This window comes from Embleya hyalina, assembly GCF_003967355.1.
In the GTDB taxonomy this organism is placed as follows: Bacteria; Actinomycetota; Actinomycetes; order Streptomycetales; family Streptomycetaceae; genus Embleya; species Embleya hyalina.
This window is the reverse complement of the sequence record NZ_BIFH01000014.1, coordinates 390,756-411,179: the sequence shown is the minus strand read 5'-3', so window position 1 is coordinate 411,179 and position 20,424 is coordinate 390,756. Positions and strand designations below refer to the sequence as shown.

Annotated in this window: 12 protein-coding genes; 5 read left to right on the top strand and 7 right to left on the bottom strand. The window is 72.8% G+C overall.

The features are described from left to right. Positions 1-5: 5 nt before the first annotated feature. The 5 genes from EMA17_RS06125 to EMA17_RS06105 all read right to left on the bottom strand — a co-directional run bounded on the left by EMA17_RS06125 (position 6) and on the right by EMA17_RS06105 (position 4,810). Positions 6-236 carry a phosphopantetheine-binding protein gene (locus EMA17_RS06125; protein ID WP_126635871.1) on the bottom strand — a complete coding sequence of 77 codons (231 nt, stop codon included), beginning with the start codon at positions 234-236 and terminating at the stop codon, positions 6-8. A 7-nt stretch (positions 237-243) separates the two neighbouring features. Further along, entirely contained in the window at positions 244-876 is a 633-nt protein-coding gene (locus EMA17_RS06120; protein ID WP_126635870.1) for an isochorismatase family protein, read from the bottom strand. A gap of 48 nt (positions 877-924) precedes the next feature. Then, the gene (locus EMA17_RS06115) at positions 925-2,592 is read right to left on the bottom strand and encodes a (2,3-dihydroxybenzoyl)adenylate synthase (RefSeq protein WP_126635869.1); all 1,668 of its coding nucleotides are present in this window, start codon (positions 2,590-2,592) and stop codon (positions 925-927) included. Continuing rightward, positions 2,589-3,776, bottom strand: a complete 1,188-nt coding sequence (gene dhbC / locus EMA17_RS06110; protein ID WP_170222113.1) for an isochorismate synthase DhbC — start codon at positions 3,774-3,776, stop codon at positions 2,589-2,591. Before dhbC ends, EMA17_RS06115 begins: the two co-directional genes overlap by 4 nt. A gap of 254 nt (positions 3,777-4,030) precedes the next feature. After that, positions 4,031-4,810, bottom strand: a complete 780-nt coding sequence (locus EMA17_RS06105; RefSeq protein ID WP_126635868.1) for a 2,3-dihydro-2,3-dihydroxybenzoate dehydrogenase — start codon at positions 4,808-4,810, stop codon at positions 4,031-4,033. Between the two features lie 160 nt (positions 4,811-4,970). On the opposite strand from EMA17_RS06105, the gene fhuB reads away from it, so the two are divergent. The 3 genes from fhuB (at position 4,971) to secA2 (ending at position 11,260) form a co-directional block, all read left to right on the top strand. Then, on the top strand, positions 4,971-7,358 hold the full coding sequence (gene fhuB / locus EMA17_RS06100) for a Fe(3+)-hydroxamate ABC transporter permease FhuB (RefSeq protein ID WP_246126477.1): 2,388 nt from the start codon (positions 4,971-4,973) through the stop codon (positions 7,356-7,358). A gap of 134 nt (positions 7,359-7,492) precedes the next feature. Further along, the gene (locus EMA17_RS06095; protein WP_246126476.1) at positions 7,493-8,428 is read left to right on the top strand and encodes a SigB/SigF/SigG family RNA polymerase sigma factor; all 936 of its coding nucleotides are present in this window, start codon (positions 7,493-7,495) and stop codon (positions 8,426-8,428) included. Positions 8,429-8,839: 411 nt separating this feature from the next. Beyond that, positions 8,840-11,260, top strand: a complete 2,421-nt coding sequence (gene secA2, locus EMA17_RS06090) for an accessory Sec system translocase SecA2 (RefSeq protein WP_126635866.1) — start codon at positions 8,840-8,842, stop codon at positions 11,258-11,260. A 157-nt stretch (positions 11,261-11,417) separates the two neighbouring features. On the opposite strand, the gene EMA17_RS06085 is transcribed toward secA2, so the two are convergent. Both EMA17_RS06085 and EMA17_RS51630 read right to left on the bottom strand, forming a co-directional pair. Further along, positions 11,418-12,584, bottom strand: a complete 1,167-nt coding sequence (locus EMA17_RS06085; protein ID WP_126635865.1) for a M20 family metallopeptidase — start codon at positions 12,582-12,584, stop codon at positions 11,418-11,420. After that, positions 12,581-12,718 carry a hypothetical protein gene (locus EMA17_RS51630; protein ID WP_160161325.1) on the bottom strand — a complete coding sequence of 46 codons (138 nt, stop codon included), beginning with the start codon at positions 12,716-12,718 and terminating at the stop codon, positions 12,581-12,583. Before EMA17_RS51630 ends, EMA17_RS06085 begins: the two co-directional genes overlap by 4 nt. A gap of 177 nt (positions 12,719-12,895) precedes the next feature. Between EMA17_RS51630 and EMA17_RS06080 the strand changes: the two genes are divergently transcribed. After that, positions 12,896-20,200, top strand: coding sequence for a non-ribosomal peptide synthetase (locus tag EMA17_RS06080; protein ID WP_126635864.1), 7,305 nt, complete (start codon positions 12,896-12,898; stop codon positions 20,198-20,200). Further along, a complete protein-coding gene (locus EMA17_RS06075; protein WP_126635863.1) occupies positions 20,187-20,402 on the top strand; it encodes an MbtH family protein in 216 nt (71 codons plus the stop codon). The genes EMA17_RS06080 and EMA17_RS06075 overlap by 14 nt, the downstream gene beginning before the upstream one ends. Positions 20,403-20,424: the final 22 nt, after the last annotated feature.

The following is a 20,424-nucleotide window of genomic DNA, read 5'->3' as shown; positions in this document are numbered from 1 at the left end:
GACGACTACGGCCTCGGCGCGAGCAGTTCCGACCACCCCTCCAGCGTCGGCCGCTCCGCCAGGTCGGCGAAGTCCACGCTCACCCCGTGGTCGCGGGTCCAGCGCTCCACCAGCGCCATCACCCGGACCGAGTCCAGGCCGTAGTCGACCAGGTTCTCGTCGTCGGGGATGTCCGCCGGGTCCTCGCCGAGGATGTCGGCCACGTCGGTGCGGATCAGCTCGAGGGTCAGGGCCATGTCCGGTCTACTTTCCCGCGAAGAGTGATGTGGTATCGGTGACCACCGCGCAGTTCGCGGCGGCCCAGGACAGGGCCATGCGATGGTTGTCCGAGGTGAAGTCTGCCACCGCGTCGGCCACCACGAACGTCTGGATGTCCTGCATCCACGCGTCGCACGCGGTGGTGGTCACACCGATGTGCGCGTACACCCCGACGATGATCAGCTGGTCGCGCTCCAGGTCGCGCATCCAGCGGCGCAACTCGGTGCGGACGAAGGCGCTGTACTTCCACTTGGTCAGCACGGTGTCGGCGGGGCCGGGCGCGACCGGTGCGGCGATGGCCGCCGCGTGCAGGTCGTCGGGCAGTCCCGGGCCCCAGAAGTCCTGCTGCAGGCCGCGCTGTTCGGCGGTCTGGCCGCCGGGCTGCGCGGAGTAGACCACGGGGACGCCGAGTCGGTCGCAGTCGTCCTTGAGGCGGGCGACGTTGGCGAGCAGTTCGGTGATCGGCGAGGCGTTCGGGGTGAACGCGGACAGGAAGTAGTTCTGGAGGTCGTGCACGAGGAGCGCGGCGCGGGTGGGATCCACGGTCCAGTCCACCCGGTTCGTCGGCAGGTCGGCCGAGGTCGGCATGGGATAGGGGGCGATCTTGGGCAGTGCCATCGGGGAGGCGGTCCTTCGGGAGGTGGTGTGGGGGTGGACGACGCGGGTTCAGCCGGCCCGGGCGGCCAGTCCGGCCGCGATGGCCGCGCGCAGGTCCTTCTTGCTGACCTTGCCGACGCCGGTATACGGGAACGTCTCGACGAACTCGACGTGGTCGGGCACCTTGTAGCCGGCCAGACCGCGTTCGCGGACGAAGCGGCGGATGGCCACGGGCTTGAGCGGTTCGGCGCCGGCGCGCAGGATCACGTACGCGCAGGTGCGTTCGCCCAGGTAGGCGTCCGGTACCGCGACCACGGCCGCGTCGTGCACGGACGGGTGGGCCAGGATGTGGTTCTCCACCTCCTCCGCCGCCACCTTCTCGCCGCCCCGGTTGATCTGGTCCTTGGCCCGGCCCTCCACCACGAGGTGGCCGGAGGCGAGTCTGCGGACCACGTCGCCGGTGCGGTAGAAGCCGTCCTCGGTGAACGATCTCGCGTTGTGCTCGGGCGCGTTCCAGTAGCCGCGGATCGTGTAGGGGCCGCGCGTGAGCAGGTGTCCGGTCTCGCCGTCGGGAAGCGGGACGTCGGCGTCGTCGACGATGCGGATCTCGTCGTCCGGGGAGATCGGTCGGCCCTGCGAGGTGACGATCACCTCGTCGGGGTCGTCGAGGCGGGTGTAGTTGACCAGGCCCTCGGCCATCCCGAACACCTGTTGCAGGGTGCAGCCGAGGGTGGGGGCGACCCTACGAGCCGCCTCCTCGCTGAACTTGGCGCCGCCGACCAGGAGTACGCGCAGGCTGCCCAGGTCGAAGCCGCCGCGCTCGGCGGCCTCGGTCCAGGCGAGGGCGAGCGGCGGAACCACGCCGGTGATGGTCACCCGTTCGCGTTCGATCAGGGCGAAGGCGACGTCGGGGGTGGGTTTGGGGCACAACACCACCCGTGCGCCCGCGTACAGCGCGCCGAGCGTGCCGGGCGAGCTGAGCGGGAAGTTGTGGGCCGCGGGCAGCGCGCACAGATACACGCTGTCCGCGTCCACCTCGCAGATCTCGTTGGAGCCGCGCAGCGAGTAGATGTAGTCGTCGTGGGTGCGCGGGATCAGCTTGGGCACACCCGTACTGCCTCCCGACAGTTGCAGGAAGGCGAGATCGCCCGGGGCCGGCGGGTCGGTGATCTCCACCGGGTCGCGCTCGATGTCGACCAGCGCGGTGTGTTCGCCCGGGTCGCCGACCACCAGGACGTGCCGAAGCGTGGGTGTGACCGCCTGTACCGCGCTCGCCAGGGTGCGGTGGTCGAAGCCGTCGGACACGTCGGGGATCACGTAGGCGACGGCCTCGCTGAACGCGCAGAAGTGGCCGATCTCGGTCCGGCGGTGTGCGGGCAGCGCGAACACCGGCAGGGCGCCGATCCGGAACAGGCCGAAGATCACGGCGAAGAACTCGGCCACGTTGGGCAGTTGCACCACGACCCGGTCGCCCCTGGCGACGCCGAGCGCGAGCAGTCCGGCGGCGACGCGGTCGGCTCGCTCGTCGAGGTCGCGGTAGGTCCAGTGGCGTTCGCCGTCCACGATCGCGACCCGGTCCGGGTGCGCGGCGGCGCGGTCGCGCAGGACGCCGCCGAAGGTCTCGCCGCGCCACCAACCGGCCGCGCGGTAGCGCTCGGCGAACTCGGCGGGCCAGGTGGGCGCGGGCGGCCCGGGGTTCGGGGCGCTCGGGGCGCTCGGGGCGCTCGGGGTGCTCATCGTTCACCCGCCACGGCGTGCAGGAAGGTGCGGAACTTGGCCTCGGTCTCGGCGGTTTCCGCGTCCGGGGAGGACTCCGCGACGATGCCCGCACCGGCGTACAGACGCAGCACGTCGCTCGCCGCCTCGGCGCAGCGGATGGTGACCACCCATTCGCCGTCGCCGTCCGCGTCGCCCCAGCCGACCATGCCGGTGTACAGGCCCCGGTCGAAGGGTTCGAGGTCGGCTATGGTCTGCCGCGCGGTGCCGGTCGGGGTGCCGCAGACGGCCGGCGTCGGGTGCAGCGCGCAGGCCAACTCCAGGGCGGAGGGCCGTCGTTCCGGGTCCACGGTGCCCGTGACGGTGGTGGACAGGTGCCACATCGCGGCGGTGCAGACCAGGGTCGGCCGTTCCGGGATCTCCAGCGTGGCGCAGAGCGGGGCGAGCGCGTCCCGCACGGCCGCCACCACGACGGCGTGTTCGTGCAGGTCCTTCTCGGATTCGAGCAGGGCCATCGCGCGGCGTACGTCCTCGGCCAGGTCGGTGCTGCGCTTGGCGGATCCGGCGAGCGGGTTGGCGACCACACGCTCGCCGTGCCGGGAGACGAGCAGTTCGGGGCTGGCACCGATCAGGGTGTGGTCGGGCCGGGTGCCCGGGACCGCGAAGGTGTACCCCTGCGGATCACGACGGGCCAGGCGCTGCAACAGGACGGGTATGTCCGGCGGATCGGCCGCGTGCAGTTCCAGGGTGCGGGCGAGCACGACCTTGTCGAACGCCCCCGCGCGCATGCGCCGCACCGCCTCGGCGACGCTTGCGCGGTAGGCCTCCGGCGCGGGTACAGGGCGGATGTCCCAGTCGGTCGGCGGCGGCGCGGGAGCGGCCAGCGCGATCAGCGGGTCGGCGGACAGCGGCGGCCCCCAGTCGATCGTGCCGGGCACCACGAGCGCGGCGGGTGCGCTCTGGTCGAAGGGCACCGCGCCGAGCACGATCGGCGGCCGGCCGCCGACCGGGCTCGCGTCGGCCAGTGTCGCGGCCACGCGTGTCGGCAACGGCCTTGTGTCGTGCACGACTTCGGCCTGCGTGCCGTGCGCGAGCAGGGTGCGGGTGGGGGACGCGAAGAAGCGTGTGTCGCCCGGACGATACGCCTCCAGCAGCGCGGTCGCCGCGCCCACTGTGGCCAGGCCGGTGGCTTCTGGGGTGGTCACCTGAGGCTCCTTTGATTCTCCGACGGGGTGGTACGGAGTCCGTGCGGCACCGACGACCGGTCGGTCTGCCGGTGGGCCGGGCGAGTGGGGCACGTCGAGCGGATGCGCCGCGGTCCGCTTCCACGGTCTGCGGTTCCGGTCGCCGCGCGCGGTGCGTCGCCTTGCGTCGCGCGGGGGTGCGGGGGTGCGGGGGTGCGGGGGCAGGTGCGGCGGGCGGGTCGTGGTCGAAGTCCCATACGAGGAACGCCCGTTCGTCACACGTGCAGCGTGGCGCCGCCGTCGACGTACATGTTGTGCATGGTGATCTGTCGGGCTCGGTCCGAGGCCAGGAACACGACCGCCTCGGCGATGTCGGCGGGGTCCGCGATCCGGCCGAGCGGAATCCCGGTGCGCCACGTCGCCGGATCGCCGTCGAGCACCCGCTTCGGCACCTCGGGGTCGGTCCACAGGGCGCGTTGCATCGGGGTGTCGGTGGAACCCGGCGAAACCACGTTACAGCGCACACCGCTGCGTGCCAGCTCCAGTCCCAGACACATCGTGAACATCGTGGCGGCGGCCTTGGAGGCCGCGTAGGCCGCCATCCCGGTGCGCGGGACGCCGACCGCGTTGGAGCCGACCGTGACGATGCTGCCGCGCCCGCGCGCGGCCATCGGTCCGGCCACCGCCCGACCGGTGTGGAACACGCCGGTGGTGTTGACCGCGAACGTGTCGGCCCAGTCCCGGTCGGTGAGTTCGGTCACCGGTGAGACGCGCAGCACACCGGCCACGTTGACCAGGATGTCGATCGGCCCGAGGTGGTTCTCGATCGCGGCGATGGTGGCGTCGACCGCCGAGGCGTCGGTGACATCGAGCGGGTAGGCGATCACCGCGTCGGTGCCGTCGTCGGCCATCAGGTCTTTGACGCCGGTCGGATTGCGGTCGGTGGCGGCGACGGTCGCGCCTTGGTCGACGAGGGCCCGCACCACGGCGGCACCGATGCCCTGCGCGGCGCCGGTGACCACCGCGACGCGACCGGCGAGGTCTGATGGGTGCACGAAACTCCCCTTGGCAAGCACAACCCCGTTGGTCGGGATTTAGGTTAGCCTAACCTAATATCGATCTCATGGTCGATCCCGGTGGGGCCCGCGCCGCGGGCTCGAAGTCGGCGTGATGCGGCCTTCCAAGGGTGCTCGGTGGTTAGGTTAGCCTCACTTTATGACTGTGCATCAGCCGATTCTGCAAAACCTGGGTGACCCGCCGAGCATGTCCACCGACGCCACGCCCGGGGCGCACTCGGACGATCACCGCGACGACCCCTCGGGGCGCGCGGCCGGTCGGCGTACGGTCCTGATCGCCGCGATCGCGTTGACCGCGACGGTGGTGGTGCTGACCGGGATCTCGCTTTCGGTGGGCGCCGGCGAGGTCGGTGTCGGCGGCGCCTTCGACTACATATTCAACCGGCACGGCGCCCGCTCCGACAGTCATCTGACCCTTGTCATTCGCGATCTGCGGCTGCCGCGCACGCTGACCGCGTTGCTCACCGGCGCCGCGTTGGGCACGGCCGGCTGCCTGTTGCAGACCGTCACCCGCAACCCGCTCGCCGAGACCGGCCTGCTCGGGGTCAACGCGGGCGCCTCGCTCGGCGTCGTGCTCGGCATCACCCTGGTCGGCGTGCAGACCGGATACGGCTATCTGGTCTGGGCGTTCGCCGGCGCCGCCGTCGCCGGACTGCTGGTCCTGGCCATCTCCGCCCGGCGCGGCGGCGGTTCGCCGATGCGGTTGGTGCTCGCGGGCGCCGCGCTGAGCGCCACCTTCGGTGGGATCACCAACATCCTGATCGTCAACTCCACCGAGGCGTACGACAACTTCCGCTTCTGGATCCTCGGTTCGCTGGCCGGCATCCAGGGCTTCGACTCGCTCGGCAGCCTCGCGCCGGTGCTCGCGGGCGGGTTCGTGCTCGCGGTGCTGGTCTCGCGGTCGTTGTCGGCGCTGGTCCTGGGCGACGACCTGGCTCGTGGGCTCGGCCATCGCCCGGCGCTGACCCGGGCCCTGGTCGCGGTGTCGGTGACGCTGCTCACCGCGTCGTCGGTGGCCCTGGTCGGCCCGATCTCCTTCCTCGGCCTGCTCGCCGGTTTCCTCGCCCGCACCCTGGCCGGTCCGCGCATCCTCGCCCAACTGTGCTTCTCCGCGCTGATCGGCGCGGCCGTACTGACCGCCGCCGACGTCGCGGCCCGGGTGGTGGCCCGGCCGTTCGAGGCGCCGGTCTCGGTGATCGTGGCGCTGATCGGCGCACCGCTGTTGATCGGCGTGGTGCGGTCGCGGCGGCTGGGCGCGCTGGGCCTGACGGACGCGCCGGAGTCGATGTCGGCGTCGGGCGGGGGTGTCGGCGGTGCCGCGCGGGTGCGGCGCCTGATCGGGCGAGGGCGCGGGGGCGCGGGGGCGGCGCGGGGAAGCGAAGTGGCGCGTGCGGGCGAGCCGGTGCCCGAGCACGCGGCCGTACCCGGGCACGAGGCGGCGCGCGCGGACGAGGCCGCGCGTTCGGCGGCGCTGGTGCGGCGCGTGCGCCGGTTGCCCGAGCATCTGGTGTTGCGCCGGGGTCGGTTCTCCCTGCTGTTGCCCGGTCGGTCGGTGCTGGCCACGACGCTGCTCGCGGTCGCGCTGGCCGCGGCGATCGTGGTGTCGGTGTACTCCGGCCAGCGCGAACTGGGCCTGGTCCGCACCTTCGACGCGATCCTGGGCCGGGGGGACCACTTCGACGTGCTGCTGGTCCGCGAGTTCCGGCTGGGTCGGATCGTGGCCGGCGCGGCGGCGGGCGCGGCGCTGGGCGTCGCGGGCTGCCTGACCCAGACACTGGCCCGAAACCGGCTCGCCACCCCGGAGTTGCTCGGCGTCAACGACGGCGCCACCGCCGCCGTCCTGGTCTCGGTCAGCTTCAGCGCGAGCGGCTCGTTCGGTGCCTGGTGGGCCGGACCGATCGGCGCGCTCGTCGCCGCCGTGGTGGTCACCGCGGTGGCCGGCGGGCTGGGCCAACGCGGTTATCGGGTCCTGGTGGTCGGCCTGGCGCTGTCCGCGCTGGCGTCCGCGATCACCCAGGTGGTGCTCGCCCGGCGCTCGCTCAACTCCGCGAGCGCGCTGTACGTATGGAGTTCGGGCAGCCTGAACGGGCGCGGCTACAGCGTGGCATGGCCGGTACTGATCGGGCTCGCCGTGCTGGTCCCGCTCGCCCTCGCGCTCGGTCGCAAGCTTGACGTGTTGCGCTTCGACGACTCCACCGCCTCCTCGCTCGGCCTGGATCCGGGCCGGATCCGGCTGATCTGCCTGGTCGCGGCGGTCTGCCTGGCGGGTCTGGCGGTCGGGATCTGCGGGCCGGTGGGCTTCGTCGCGCTGGCCGCGCCGGTGATCGCCGGACGGCTGACCGGGCCGCTGCGGGTGCCCGTCCTGGGCTCGATGCTGGTCGGCGCGATCCTGATCGTGCTGGCCGACATGCTGGGCCGAATCGTCCTGGACGGCGTGGAGATTCCGGTCGGCGTGGTGACCACGGTGCTGGGCGGCCCGTTCCTGCTGTGGGTACTGCTCGGTAGGTCCGGCGCGGCACGCGCGTAGGGTGGGGGTCGAGGCCGGACCGTAATAATCCGCGGCGAAGGGGTGTACGCCGAAAGAGGCGGGGCAGTATGCCCGGACGTCGGAACAATGCACCGCGCCCACGCACCGTGTACGACAAGAGGGGAAGGCAGACGATGAACCCGAGCACGACGACCGCGACCACAGCCGCCGCGGAGATTGCTCACACGGCTCGTTCCGTCGCGTTCCCGGCACTCGCGTCCTCGGCTCCGGAATCCCCGGTCGGCGCGTCCGACGGGTCCGCCGACCGGGTTTTCGACGCCTTGGCCTCGCCCGATCACGCGGAGCCGACCGCGAGCGACGCGCGAGCGATGTCCAAGGTCCTCTTCGACCGACTGAGGGTGCTGGAGGAGGGCACGCACGAGTACCAATACGTGCGCAACACCCTGATCGAACTCAACCTCCCCCTGGTCCGCTTCGTGGCCGGCCGCTATCGCTCGCGGCACGAGTCCGTCGAGGAGATGGTCCAGGTCGGCACCATCGGGCTGATCAAGGCGATCGACCGCTTCGACGCCTCGTTCGGGACCGAGTTCCCCACCTTCGCGATACCCACCATCTCGGGCGAGATCAAGCGCTTCTTCCGGGACACCAGCTGGGCCGTGCACGTGCCCCGGCGACTTCAGGAGCTGCGGCTCGAACTGGCCCGCGCGCGGGACGCGTTCACCGGTCGGTTCGACCGTGAACCCACCCCCGCCGAGTTGGCCGAATACCTGGACCTCGGCATCGAGGAGGTCATGGAGGGGCTGACCGCGGCGGCCGGCTACTCCGCCGCCTCGCTGGACGCGCCCACCTCCGAGGACGGTCCGGGCGACGGCTACTCCGGCCGCTCGTCCTACGTCGACCCCGGCTACGAGGTCGCGGAGAACCTGCACGTACTCAAGCCGCTGCTGGCCGCGTTGCCGGAGCGGGACCGGGAGATCGTGTCGATGCGGTTCGGCCAGGAGCTGACCCAGGCCCAGATCGGCGCCCGACTCGGGATCTCCCAGATGCACGTGTCGCGCCTGCTCAGCCGCATCCTGACCCGCCTGCGCACGGAACTGCTGGCGGACTGACCCCACTTCGCGCACGGATCGACTCGGGGCGGGGCCGCGTGAACTCGCGGCCCCGCCCCGAGTCGTTCGCCGTGCCGACCGTTCGGGCCCGCCGCGTCGGCCGCCGGCCGGATCCCGCCGGTCGAGTCCCGCCGTCGTTGTCACGGATCGGGGGTGTGCGATCACGGACAGGGAATCCGGGTCACGAACAGGGAACAGCCGTGGACCTCGCTTCGTTGTCCGAACGGCCGCACCGACCGGATCCCCGGCGCCGTGGGGCCGAGGTTGTGATGGGTCGGGTTTACGGGGGCGCGGTACGGAACGGCGGGCGCGGGTGGACACACCGCGCTTCGCACGGCATCCGATCGACGTCGCCGTCGCCTCGGCCGCCGACGACAGGGGCGCCACCCGCCCCGCGGAAGTGGAGGACCCGTGGGTTCGTCCGGTGCTCTCACCCGGTCCGTCCGTCGTTTCCTGGGCAAACCCGGAACCGTGGCCCCGACCGGCCTGCGCCCCCTGGTCCGGCGCGCCGCCGAACGCGAGTCGGCGCTGCGCGATCTGTCCGACGCCGAACTGCGCGCGGCGGCACACACGCTGCGGGTACGGGTCGGCGGCGCGGATCCCGAACCGGGGGCCGCCGCGCGCTCCGGCGGCCGGTTCGGTCGTGCCGGCCGGGCGTCCGGGATTCCGGGCACGCCCTGGGACGACGACGCCATGGTCGAGTTGTGCGCGCTCGGGCGCGAGGCCGGCCGACGGGCCCTGGGCGAGCGGGCCTACGACGTGCAACTCCTGGGCGTACTGAGCCTGTTGCGCGGCACGGTGGTGGAGATGGCCACCGGCGAGGGCAAGACCCTGGTCGGCGCGCTGGCCGCGGCCGGGTTCGCGCTCCAGGGTCGCCGGGTGCACGTGTTGTCGGTGAACGACTACCTGGCCCGCCGCGACGCCGAGTGGATGGGGCCCGTCTACGACCTGCTCGGCGTGCGTGTGGCGCACGTGACCCAGGAATCCACTCCCGCGGAGCGGCGGGCCGCGTACGGCCGGGACGTGGTGCACGTGCCCGTCACCGAGGTCGGCTTCGACACGCTGCGCGACCGATTGCGTACGGACGCCGCCGAAACGGTGTTGCCCGCACCGGACGTGGCGATCGTCGACGAGGCCGACGCGGTGCTGATCGACGAGGCCCGGATCCCGCTCGTCCTGGCCGGCGGAGTGGCCGCGGGGTCCGACGAGGCGGAGGCGGCCCGGGTGGTGGCGGACCTGGTCGAGGGCCGGCACTACGAGGCCGCGTCGGACGCGATGACCGTACAGCTCACCGACACGGGCGTGGCCGAGGTGGAGCGGGCGCTGGGCGTGGACAACCTGTACGCGCGGGGCATGGACACGCGCCTGTCCCAGGTCAACGTCGCCCTGTACGCACGGGCGCTGCTGCGCCGGGACGTGGACTACCTGGTGCGCGAGGGCGGCATCAAGCTGGTGGACGCCAACCGCGGCCGGGTCGCCCGGCGACAGCGCTGGCCCGACGGGCTGCACGCGGCGGTGGAGGCCAAGGAGGGGCTGACCGCCGGACCGCGCGGGGAGGTCCTGGACCAGCTGATCGTGCAGGACCTGATCGGGAGTTATCCGACGGTGGCCGGGATGACCGGGACGGCGGTGATCGTCGCGGAGCAACTGCGCGAGTTCTACCGGTTGGAGACGGGCGGCCTGCCGCCGAACCTGCCCTGCGTGCGGGTGGACGAGCCGGATCGGCTCTACCACGACGAGGAGTCCCGGGACGCGGCGCTGATCGCCCTGGTCGAACGCGCCCACGCCACGGGCCGACCGATCCTGATCGGCACGCGCGACGTCGCCGCGTCCGAGCGGATCGGCGCCGCGCTGCGCGAGTCGGGCCTGCGGTGCGCGGTGCTCAACGCCCGGGACGACAGCCGCGAGGCGGCGATCATCGCGGAGGCCGGGGCGATCGGCGCGATCACGGTGTCCACCCAGATGGCCGGGCGCGGGACGGACATCCGCCTCGGCGGCGCGGACGAGGCCGACCACGAACGGGTCGTCGAACTGGGCGGGTTGCTCGTGGTCGGGGTCGGCCGACACCACACCCGACGGCTGGACGACCAGCTGCGCGGGCGGGCGGGCCGCCAGGGCGACCCGGGCACCTCGGTCTTCCTGACCAGCCTCGACGACGAATCCATCACTCGGCACACCGCCGAGCCCCCGCCGCGCGCCACCCGGGTGGAGTCCGACGGCCGCATCCTCGACGCGGCCGTGCGCCGCTACGTCGAACAGGCCCAACGCGTCGCCGAAGGCGCCCTGTTCGACACCCACCGCACCACGTGGATGTACAACCAACAACTCCACCTGCAACGCCGGGAAGTCCTGTCCCTGCGCCACGACGTCCTGCACGACGACGCGGCGACCGTCGTCCTGGCCGACCTCAACCCGGACCGCTGGGCCGAACTCGTGGAAGAGGTGGACGATTCCGTCCTGGCCGAAGCGGCCCGCCAACTCCTCCTCCACGCCCTCGACCGCGCCTGGACCGACCACCTGGCCCGCACCGCCGACCTCCGCGAGGGTATCCACCTACGCGCTTTGGCCCGCCAGAACCCGATAGACGCGTTCCACGCCGAAACCCAACGCGCCTTCGCCCCGTTGCTCCAACGCGCCCAACGCACCGCGGCCGAAACCCTGAACACCGCCAAGATCACCAAGTCCGGCCTGGACGAGGAGGCCTCCGACCTCACCCGCCCCAGCACCACGTGGACCTACATGATCGACGACCAACCCTTCCAAAGCCTCCGCGACCCCTTCCTCACCACAATCACCCGAAAACTCCTCCCCACCTCGACCGACAACGACTGAACAACCAGCGACACCGAGCGGCGGAAAGCCCTACGGGTCCCCCTGGAGGCGAGCCGAAAGCCTCGGCTCCGGGCGTGGCGCACAGGTGGTGGCCGCCTCGCCGGCCGGGTTGTGGTCGGTCGTGGAATCGACGTGTCCGGGAGTCGGTGGGGTGCGGTCAGTGGGGGGTGTTGTGGCGCAGGGTTGCGTAGTCGGCGGTGGTCCAGGCCATGGCGATGGCGGCGTCGAGGAGGGCCTGGTCGGCCTGTGGGGAGACGGCGGCGTCGGCGAAGGCCGCCTCGTGGGGGCCGCAGGTGCCGCCGGTGATGTCGAGGACCGGGTGGATCGTGGGGATGACGTGCGAGACGTTGCCCATATCGGTACAGGCGAAGGGCGGGCGGGTGGTGGGCTCCGGGCGGCCCAGTTCCCGGGCGTTGGCGCGCCACAGGGCGATCAGGGTCGGGTCGGTGCGGAAGTCGAGGTAGTCCGGCTCGGGGCGGGTCAGGCGCACCTCGCACCCGATGGCCAAGGCGCCCGCGCGGAAGCAGTTCTCCACCCGGGTGCGCAGTTCGGCCAGGTCGGCGGCGTCGGTGGTGCGCAGTTCGTACTCCGCCGTGGCCCGCTCCGGGACCACGTTGGGCGCGGTGCCCGCCGCCGTGGTGATGCCGTGCACCCGCCAGTCGGCGGGCAACTGCCGCCCCAGCAGCCCGAGGGCGACCTGAGCCACCGTCAGCGCGTCGGCGGCGCTGCGGCCCTCGTGCGGATTCAGGCTCGGGTGCGCCGCGGTGCCCACAAACTCCACGGACAGCGTGCCGAGCGCGAAGGAGCGGAATTCGGCCACCTCGAACGGACACGGGTGCACCATCATCGCCGCGTCCACCCCGTCGAACGCGCCCGCCTCCAGCAACAGCGCCTTGCCCGCACCGCGCTCCTCGGCCGGCGTACCGATCACCCGTACGGTCAGGCCCAGTTGCTCGGCGACCGGGGCGAGCGCCAGCGCCGCTCCGACCCCCGCCGCCGCGATCAGGTTGTGTCCACACGCGTGGCCCAGGCCCGGCAGCGCGTCGTATTCGCACGCGATGGCCACCGTCACCGGCCCCGTGCCCACGGTCGCGACGAAGGCCGTCTCCAGACCGTGCGCGGGCGCGGTGACGGCGTAGCCGTGCGCCCGCAGCAGTTCCACGCACCAAGCGGAAGCCCGGTGTTCGGCGAACGCCGGCTCCGGGTAGGCATGGATGCGTCGGCTCAGCGCGAGCAACTCGTCGCGGTTCGTCAGCACTCGATCACGAATCGCGGCCCGGTCGGCGTCCGAGGCCGGTAGGTTCGCCACGTCGACCACGCTCATGTTCCGCTCCAGTTCATGTTCTTCGGTGAGAGCTGCATGGAGAGCCGCTTCGAGAGCAGCGTCCGGAACCGCACCGAGAGCCCCGACGCGAGCCGCACCGACCGCTCCTTCGCGAGCCGCGTCGCGCACGTCACCGAGAGCTCCGTCCCTTCGGGAGCTCGGTCTGATCGAGAGCTCCGCCTGATCGAGTTCCGCCGCTCCCCGGGGCACCCCGTCGAGCATTCGAAAGATAGCTTAGGCTTACCTAAGTTGGCGTGCCGGGGATCGGTACGCTCCGCCTGCCCTCGTCGCATCCCGGGAGTCCCCACACCATGCGTCACTACCCGGCCCAGCCCACGGTCACGGACGCCGACCCGAGTCGGGACGGCCCCGAAGTCCCCGAATCCGTCCGGCTTCCCCTCCTCGCCGCCCAGGCCGGCATCCACTACGCGCAGGCCCTGGCCCCGGACGACCCCGAATACAACACCGCCGACCGGATCGAGATCCGCGGCCCGCTGGACGCCGACCTGTTCGCGCGGGCCCTGCGCCAGGTGGGCGCCGAGGCCGAGACGCTGAACCTGCTGGTGTCGATCGGGCCGGACGGAACCCCGGTCCAGGGCGTACGATCCACCGCCGACGGCCGCGAGGACCCCCTGCACCGCATCGACGTGCGCACCGCCGCCGATCCGGAGGCGGCGGCCGAGGAGTGGCTGCGCGCCGACCTGACCAGGCCGATCGACCCGACCACCGGTCCGTTGGTCACCCACGCGCTGTTCCGGCTCGCCGACGACCGCCACTGGTGGTACCGACGCGTCCACCACATCGCCGTGGACGCGTACGCGCTCACCCTGATCGGCCGGCGCGTCGCGGAGCTGTACACCGGATTCGCCACCCATGTCCCGACCACCCCCAACCCCTTCGGCACCCTGCGCGAACTGGTCGCGGAGGAGGCCGACTACCGAGCCAGCGAAGCGTACGACACCGATCGCGCATTCTGGCTGGAACATCTCGCGGACCGCCCCCGATCCGTGACCTTGGCCGGATCCCGATCCACCACGCCGGTTCCGCCATCGCGGGCGGAACCGCACTCCCCCGCCTCACCGAACCCGCACCGCACCATCGAACTCGACGCCGAACGCACCGCTCGCCTCACCGAGGCCGCGACCACCGTGCGCGCCACCTGGGCCGAACTCCTGCTCGCCGCCACCGCCGGATACCTGCACCGCGTCACCGGGGCGCGCGAGATCACCCTCGGGCTGCCCCTGCTCAACCGGCGCGGCGTGACCGCCCTGCGTACGCCCGCGATGGCGGTCAACATCCTGCCGATGCGCATAGCGGTGCGACCCCGCGACACGGCGGGCGAGTTGCTGCGCCGGGTCGTGCTCGAACTGCGCGCGGTGCGCCGCCACCAGCGGTTCCGCCAGGAGGACCTGCTGCGCGAGTTGGGCACCTCCGGTCGCGAACAGCCGCTCTACGGCCCGATGGTCAACATCAAGACCTTCGAGGGCGACCTGGCCTTCGGCGACGCGGTCGGCCGGGTGCACAACCTCGCCGCCGGTCCGATCGACGACCTGGCCATCGGCGTGGTGCCGACCCCCGCCGGCGGCCTGCGGATCGACCTGGACGCGCACCGCGACCACTACGACCCGACCTCCCTGGCCGAGCACGAACGCGGCCTGCTGCGCTACCTCGACGGCCTGGTCACGCTGCTGCACGAGTCGCCGGAACTGCCGATCGGCCGGATCGACCTGCTCACCCCCGCCGAGGTGCGCGCGGCAACCGAGGGCCGAGCCGAACCGCCGGTCGACGCCACGCTCCCGGAGCTGTACTCCCGCCGGGCCGCGCGCACCCCCGACACGATCGCGGTCCGCGCCGGCGTCGACGTGCGGACGTTCGCCGAACTCGAGTCGGCCGCCAACCGGCTCGCGCACGAGTTGATCGCGTCCGGGGTCAGCGCCGAGGTCCCGGTCGCCGTCGCCCTGCACCGCGGCGCCGACACCGCCGTCGCGCTGCTCGCGGTGCTCAAGGCGGGCGGCGTCTGCCAGTTCCTCGACCTGGGCCACCCCGCCCGGCGGATCACCGACGTGCTGGCGGACACCCGTCCCGCGTGCCTCATCGGCACCGCCGAGACGCTCGCGGCCCTGCCCCCGCACCGCATCCGCACCCTGGTCCTGGACGAGCCGAGCACCCGCGCCCGGCTCTCCGCGCACCCGGACCGGGCCCCGCGACCGCCGCGCCCCGAGCAGACCGCGTACGTGATCCACACCTCCGGCTCCACCGGCCGGCCCAAGGGCGTCGCCGTCACCCACGCCTCGCTCGCCAACCTGTACGCCGGGCACGGCACCGACCACATCGCGCCCGCCGTCAAACGCACCGGCCGGGAGCGGCTGCGGATCGGCCACAGCGCGTCGTTCGCGTTCGACGCGTCGTGGGACCCGGTCCTGTGGATGGTGCACGGCCACGAACTGCACCTGCTCGACGACGCGACCTATCGCGACCCCGGCGCACTGATCGCCTACGTGCGCGAACACCGCCTCGACTACCTGGACGTCACCCCCACCTACGCCGAAGTCCTGTTGACCGACGGGCTGTTGGATCCCGAGGGGCATCACCCGGCAATCCTGGTGGTGGGCGGCGAGAGTGTGCCCGAGCCGCTGTGGCGCCGACTGGCGGCCACCCCCGGCAGCCGGCCGCTGAACCTGTACGGGCCGACCGAGACCACCGTCGACGCCTACTTCTGGGGCCCGGACGGCGTGGGCCGGCCCGTGCGCGGCTCGCGCGCCTACGTCCTGGACGGCGCGCTGCGGCCGACCCCGGTCGGCGTCACCGGCGAACTGCACATCGCGGGCGCCTGCCTGGCCCGCGGCTACCTCGGCCGGCCCGACCTGACCGCGGAACGCTTCGTCGCCGACCCGTTCGGCGCCGCGCACGGCGACCCCGGGGCCCGGATGTACCGCACCGGCGACCTCGCCCGCCGCCGTGCCGACGGCACCCTCGAACTGCTCGGGCGCGCCGACGAGCAGGTCAAGATCCGCGGCTTCCGGATCGAACCCGGCGAGATCCAGGCGGTGTTGGCCGCCCATCCCGACATCGCCCAGGCCGTGGTGATCGCCCGCGAGGCCGCGCACGGCAAACGCCTGCTCGGCTACGCGGTTCCCGTCGCCGGCCGCTCCCCCGCGCCCGAGGCGCTGCGCGCGCACCTGGCCGACGTGCTGCCCGAGCACATGGTGCCGGCGGCGATCCAGGTGCTGCCCGCGCTGCCGCGCACCGCCAACGACAAGATCGACCATCGAGCGCTGCCGGAGCCCGCGCCGACCGCGCCGGGCCTGCGCGAGGGCCCGCGCGGACTGCACGAGGAGATCCTGTGCGATCTGTTCGCGGCCGTGCTGGCGCTGCCCGAACAACCGGACCGCAACGCCGACTTCTTCGAACTGGGTGGCCACTCGCTGCTCGCCGCCCGGTTGGCCGCCCGGGCCCGGGAGAGCTTCCGGTCCCCGATCGGCCTCGCCGACGTCTTCCGCCGGCCGACCCCGGCCGGCCTGGCCGAACTGGCCCGCGCCGGCGCCCGTCCCGAGCCGCGTCCCGTACTCGCCCCCGTCCCGCGCGACACCGACCGGCTGCCCCTGTCCCCGGCCCAGCAGCGGTTGTGGTTCATGTACCGGCTCGAAGGGCCCAGCCCCACCTACAACATCCCGCTGGTGCTGACCCTGACCGGACCGCTGGACCGCGCCGCGCTCGACCTCGCGTTGGCCGACCTGGTCCACCGGCACGAGACGCTGCGCACCGTGCATCCGGCCGCCGAGGACACGCCGTACCAGCGCATCCTGAGCCCCGATCAGGCCCGCCCCACCCTGCACATCGCGGCCTCCGCCGCCGAATTCGCCGCCGCCGTGCGCCACCCGTTCGACCTCGCCGTCGAAACACCGCTGCGTGCAACGCTGTTCACCGCCGACCGCACCACCCACACCCTGGTCCTGCTGCTGCACCACATAGCCGGCGACGGCGCCTCCACCACCCCGCTCGCCCGCGACCTGGCCGCCGCCTACACCGCGCGCGCCGCCGGCCACGCGCCCGATCTCGCGCCGCTGCCGGTGTGCTTCTCGGACCATGTCGCGTGGCAGGCCCGACTGCTCGGCGACCCCGGCGACCCGACCCCTCTCGCCCGCCGGCAACTCGATTTCTGGCGCGCGACGTTGGCCGGGCTGCCCGACGAACTGGCGCTGCCCACCGACCGGCCCCGGCCCCGGATCGCCTCGACGGCGGGCGACACCGTGCCGTTCCGGCTCGACGCCACCACGCACGCCGGCCTGGTCGAACTGGCCCGGGCGGGCGGGACCAGCGTGTTCATGGCCGTGCAGGCCGCGTTCGCCGCGCTGCTCACCCGGCACGGCTGCGGTACCGACATCCCGCTCGGCACACCGGTGGCGGGCCGCGACGACGACGCCACCGCCGACCTGGTCGGGTTCTTCGTCAACACCCTGGTCCTGCGCACCGACACCTCCGGCTCTCCCGACTTCCGCACCCTGCTCGACCGGGTCCGTACCGCGACACTGGCCGCGTACGACCACGCCGACCTGCCCTTCGACCGGGTCGTCGACGAACTCAATCCGGCCCGATCGTTGGCCCGGCACCCGCTGTTCCAGGTGATGATCGCTTGGCAGTCCCGTCCCGACGCCGAGTTCGCGCTCGGCCCGCTGCGCGCGCGGATGGTGGCCACCCCGACCGGCACCGCGAAGTTCGATCTGACCCTGAACGTGGGCGAGCAACCCGGGCTGGGCCTGGGCGGTTTCCTGGAGTTCCGCACCGATCTGTTCGACCGGACCACGGCGCTGGGCCTGTCCCGCCGGCTCGCCGCGCTGCTGGGCGCCGCCGTCGCCGATCCCGATACCCCGATCGACCGACTGCCGCTGCTCGACGACGCCGAACGCCACCGCGCACTGGTCGAATGGAACGTCGGCCCCACCGCGACAGCGACCTCCTCGACCACCCTGGTCGCCCGCTACGAGCGCGTCGCGGCGGAGCACCCCGGGCAGATCGCGGCCGACTGCGAGGGCCTGTCGCTGAGTTACGCCGAGCTCTCCTCCCGGGCCAACCGCCTGGCCCGGCTCCTGGTGGCGCGCGACATCGGCCCCGGCGACATCGTCGCGCTCGCCCTGCCCCGCTCGCTCGACCTGGTCGTCGCGCTGCTCGCGGTGGCCAAGGCGGGCGCCGCCTACCTGCCCCTGGACCCCGACTACCCGGCCGACCGGCTGGCCTACATGCTCGACGACGCCCGGCCCGCCGCGCTGCTCACCGACACCGCGACCGCACCGCGCCTGCCCGCACACGAGTTGCCCCGGATCCATGTGGACGGCCACGAGGCCGACGCCCATCCGGGCTTCGACCTGACCCAGGCCCAACGCAAACGCCCGCTGCGCGCGTCGGACCCCGCCTACGTCATCTACACCTCCGGATCCACCGGCCGGCCCAAGGGCGTACCGGTCACCCACCACAACGTGGCGCGCCTGTTCACCGCGACCGACCACTGGTTCGGCTTCGGCCCGGACGACGTGTGGACCCTGTTCCACTCCTACGCGTTCGACTTCTCCGTCTGGGAGTTGTGGGGCGCGCTGCTGTTCGGCGGCCGGTTGGTGGTGGTGCCGCACGCGATCAGCCGGGACCCGGCCGCCTTCCTGGACCTGCTCGCGCGTGAGAAGGTCACCGTGCTCAACCAGACGCCGTCCGCGTTCCATCAGGCGGTGGCCGCCGACCGGGAGCGCCCCGGTCGCGAACTCTCGCTGCGCTACGTGGTGTTCGGTGGCGAGGCACTGGAGCCGGCCCGGCTCGCCGACTGGTACGAGCGGCACGCCGACGACGCGCCGCGCCTGGTGAACATGTACGGGATCACCGAGACCACCGTGCATGTGTCCTACCATCCGCTGGACCGCGCCTCGGCCGCCGCCGGCACGGCGAGCACGATCGGGGTGAACATCCCCGACCTGCGGGTCTACGTCCTGGACCGATACCTCCAGCCCGTGCCGCCCGGCGTGACCGGTGAGATGTACGTCGCGGGCGAGGGCCTGGCCCGGGGCTACCTGGGTCGGCACGCGCTCACCGCCGAGCGCTTCGTCGCCGACCCGCACGCGGCCCGGTTCGGCGAGCGCGGCACCCGGATGTACCGCTCCGGCGACCTGGCCCGGCGCCGCGCGGACGGCACGCTCGACTACCTCGGGCGCGCCGACCAGCAGGTGAAGATTCGTGGCTTCCGGGTCGAACTCGGCGAGATCGAGGCGGTGTTGGCCGCACACCCGTCGGTCGCCGACGCGGCGGTGATCCTGCGCGAGGACACCCCGGGGGACAAACGCCTGGTCGGCTACGTGGTCACCGAACCCACCGCCGTACCCACCACCGAACCCGCCGTGCGGCCGGCCGCCGACGGGCCCGCGCTGCGCGAACACGCCGCCGCGACGCTGCCCGTGCACATGGTCCCGTCGGCCGTGGTCGTCCTCGACCGCCTGCCGCTGACCGCGAACGGCAAACTCGACCGCAAGGCGCTGCCGCGCCCGGAGTACACCCCGACCACCACCACCGGGCGGGCGCCGCGCGGGCCGCGCGAGGAACTGCTCTGCACACTGCTCGCCGAGGTCCTGGGCGTGCCCCGCGTCGGCATCGACGACAACTTCTTCGACCTGGGCGGCCATTCGCTGCTCGCGGTACGCCTGGCCGGTCGGATCAAGGCCGCGCTCGGCGTCGACATCGGCATCGGCACCGTCTTCCAGGCACCCACCGCCGCGGGCCTGGACGCCGCCCTGGAGGTCACCGACCGCACCGACGCGCTGGACGTACTGCTGCCGCTGCGCCCGGCCGCTCCCGGCGACCGTACGCCGCTGTTCTGCGTGCATCCGGCGGGCGGGCTGTCGTGGTGCTACGCGGGACTGATCCGGCATCTGCCGGCCGACGTGCCGATCCACGGGCTCCAGGCGCAAGGGGTCGGCGCGGCGACGGCCGACGAGCCGCTGCCCGCCACGCTGGAGGAGTTGGCCGCGCACTACGTGGACCGCCTGCGCGAGGTGGACCCGAGCGGCCCATACCGGCTCCTCGGCTGGTCCACCGGCGGGATCATCGCGCACGCGATGGCCACCCGGCTCCAGGACCTGGGTCTGCCGGTCGAGCTGCTCGCCATCCTGGACGCCTATCCGGCCGAGGGTTTTCGCGAACTGCCCGTCCCGGACCGCGCCGAGGCGCTGGAGGCGTTGCTCACGATGGGCGGCTACGGACCGGAGAGCCTGGCCGGCGCACCGCTCGAACTCGGCCCGGTGATCGAGGTGTTGCGCCGCGAGGGCAGCCCGCTGGCCGGTCTGGAGCCGGCCACGATCGAAGCGTTGGGCGACATCTACCTCAACACCAATCACCTCGTCCGCGCCTTCGACCACCGGGTCTTCCAAGGCGACGTGCTCTTCTTCCGGGCCACCGTCGACACCATCGACGACACGCTGACTCCCGAGACCTGGATCCCGTACGTGAGCGGTCGGATCGACACCACGAACGTGGCCTGCTCGCACAAGGACATGACCCTGCCCGGCCCGATCGCGCACATCGCCCGCGTGGTCGCCGGCCGCCTGACCGCATTGGAGAGCAAGACCGATGAGCAGCCGTGATCGCGAGACCCCGACGAACCCGTTCGACGACGAGGACGGCGAGTTCCTGGTGCTGGTGAACGACCTCGGTCAGCACTCCCTGTGGCCGGACTTCGCCGCCGTGCCGGACGGTTGGGCCATCGCGCACGGGCCGTGCCCGCGCCCGGCCGCGCTGGAGTGGGTCACCGCGCACTGGACCGACCTCGGCCCGGTCGCGCGGTGAACCCGGAACACACCGGACAGGG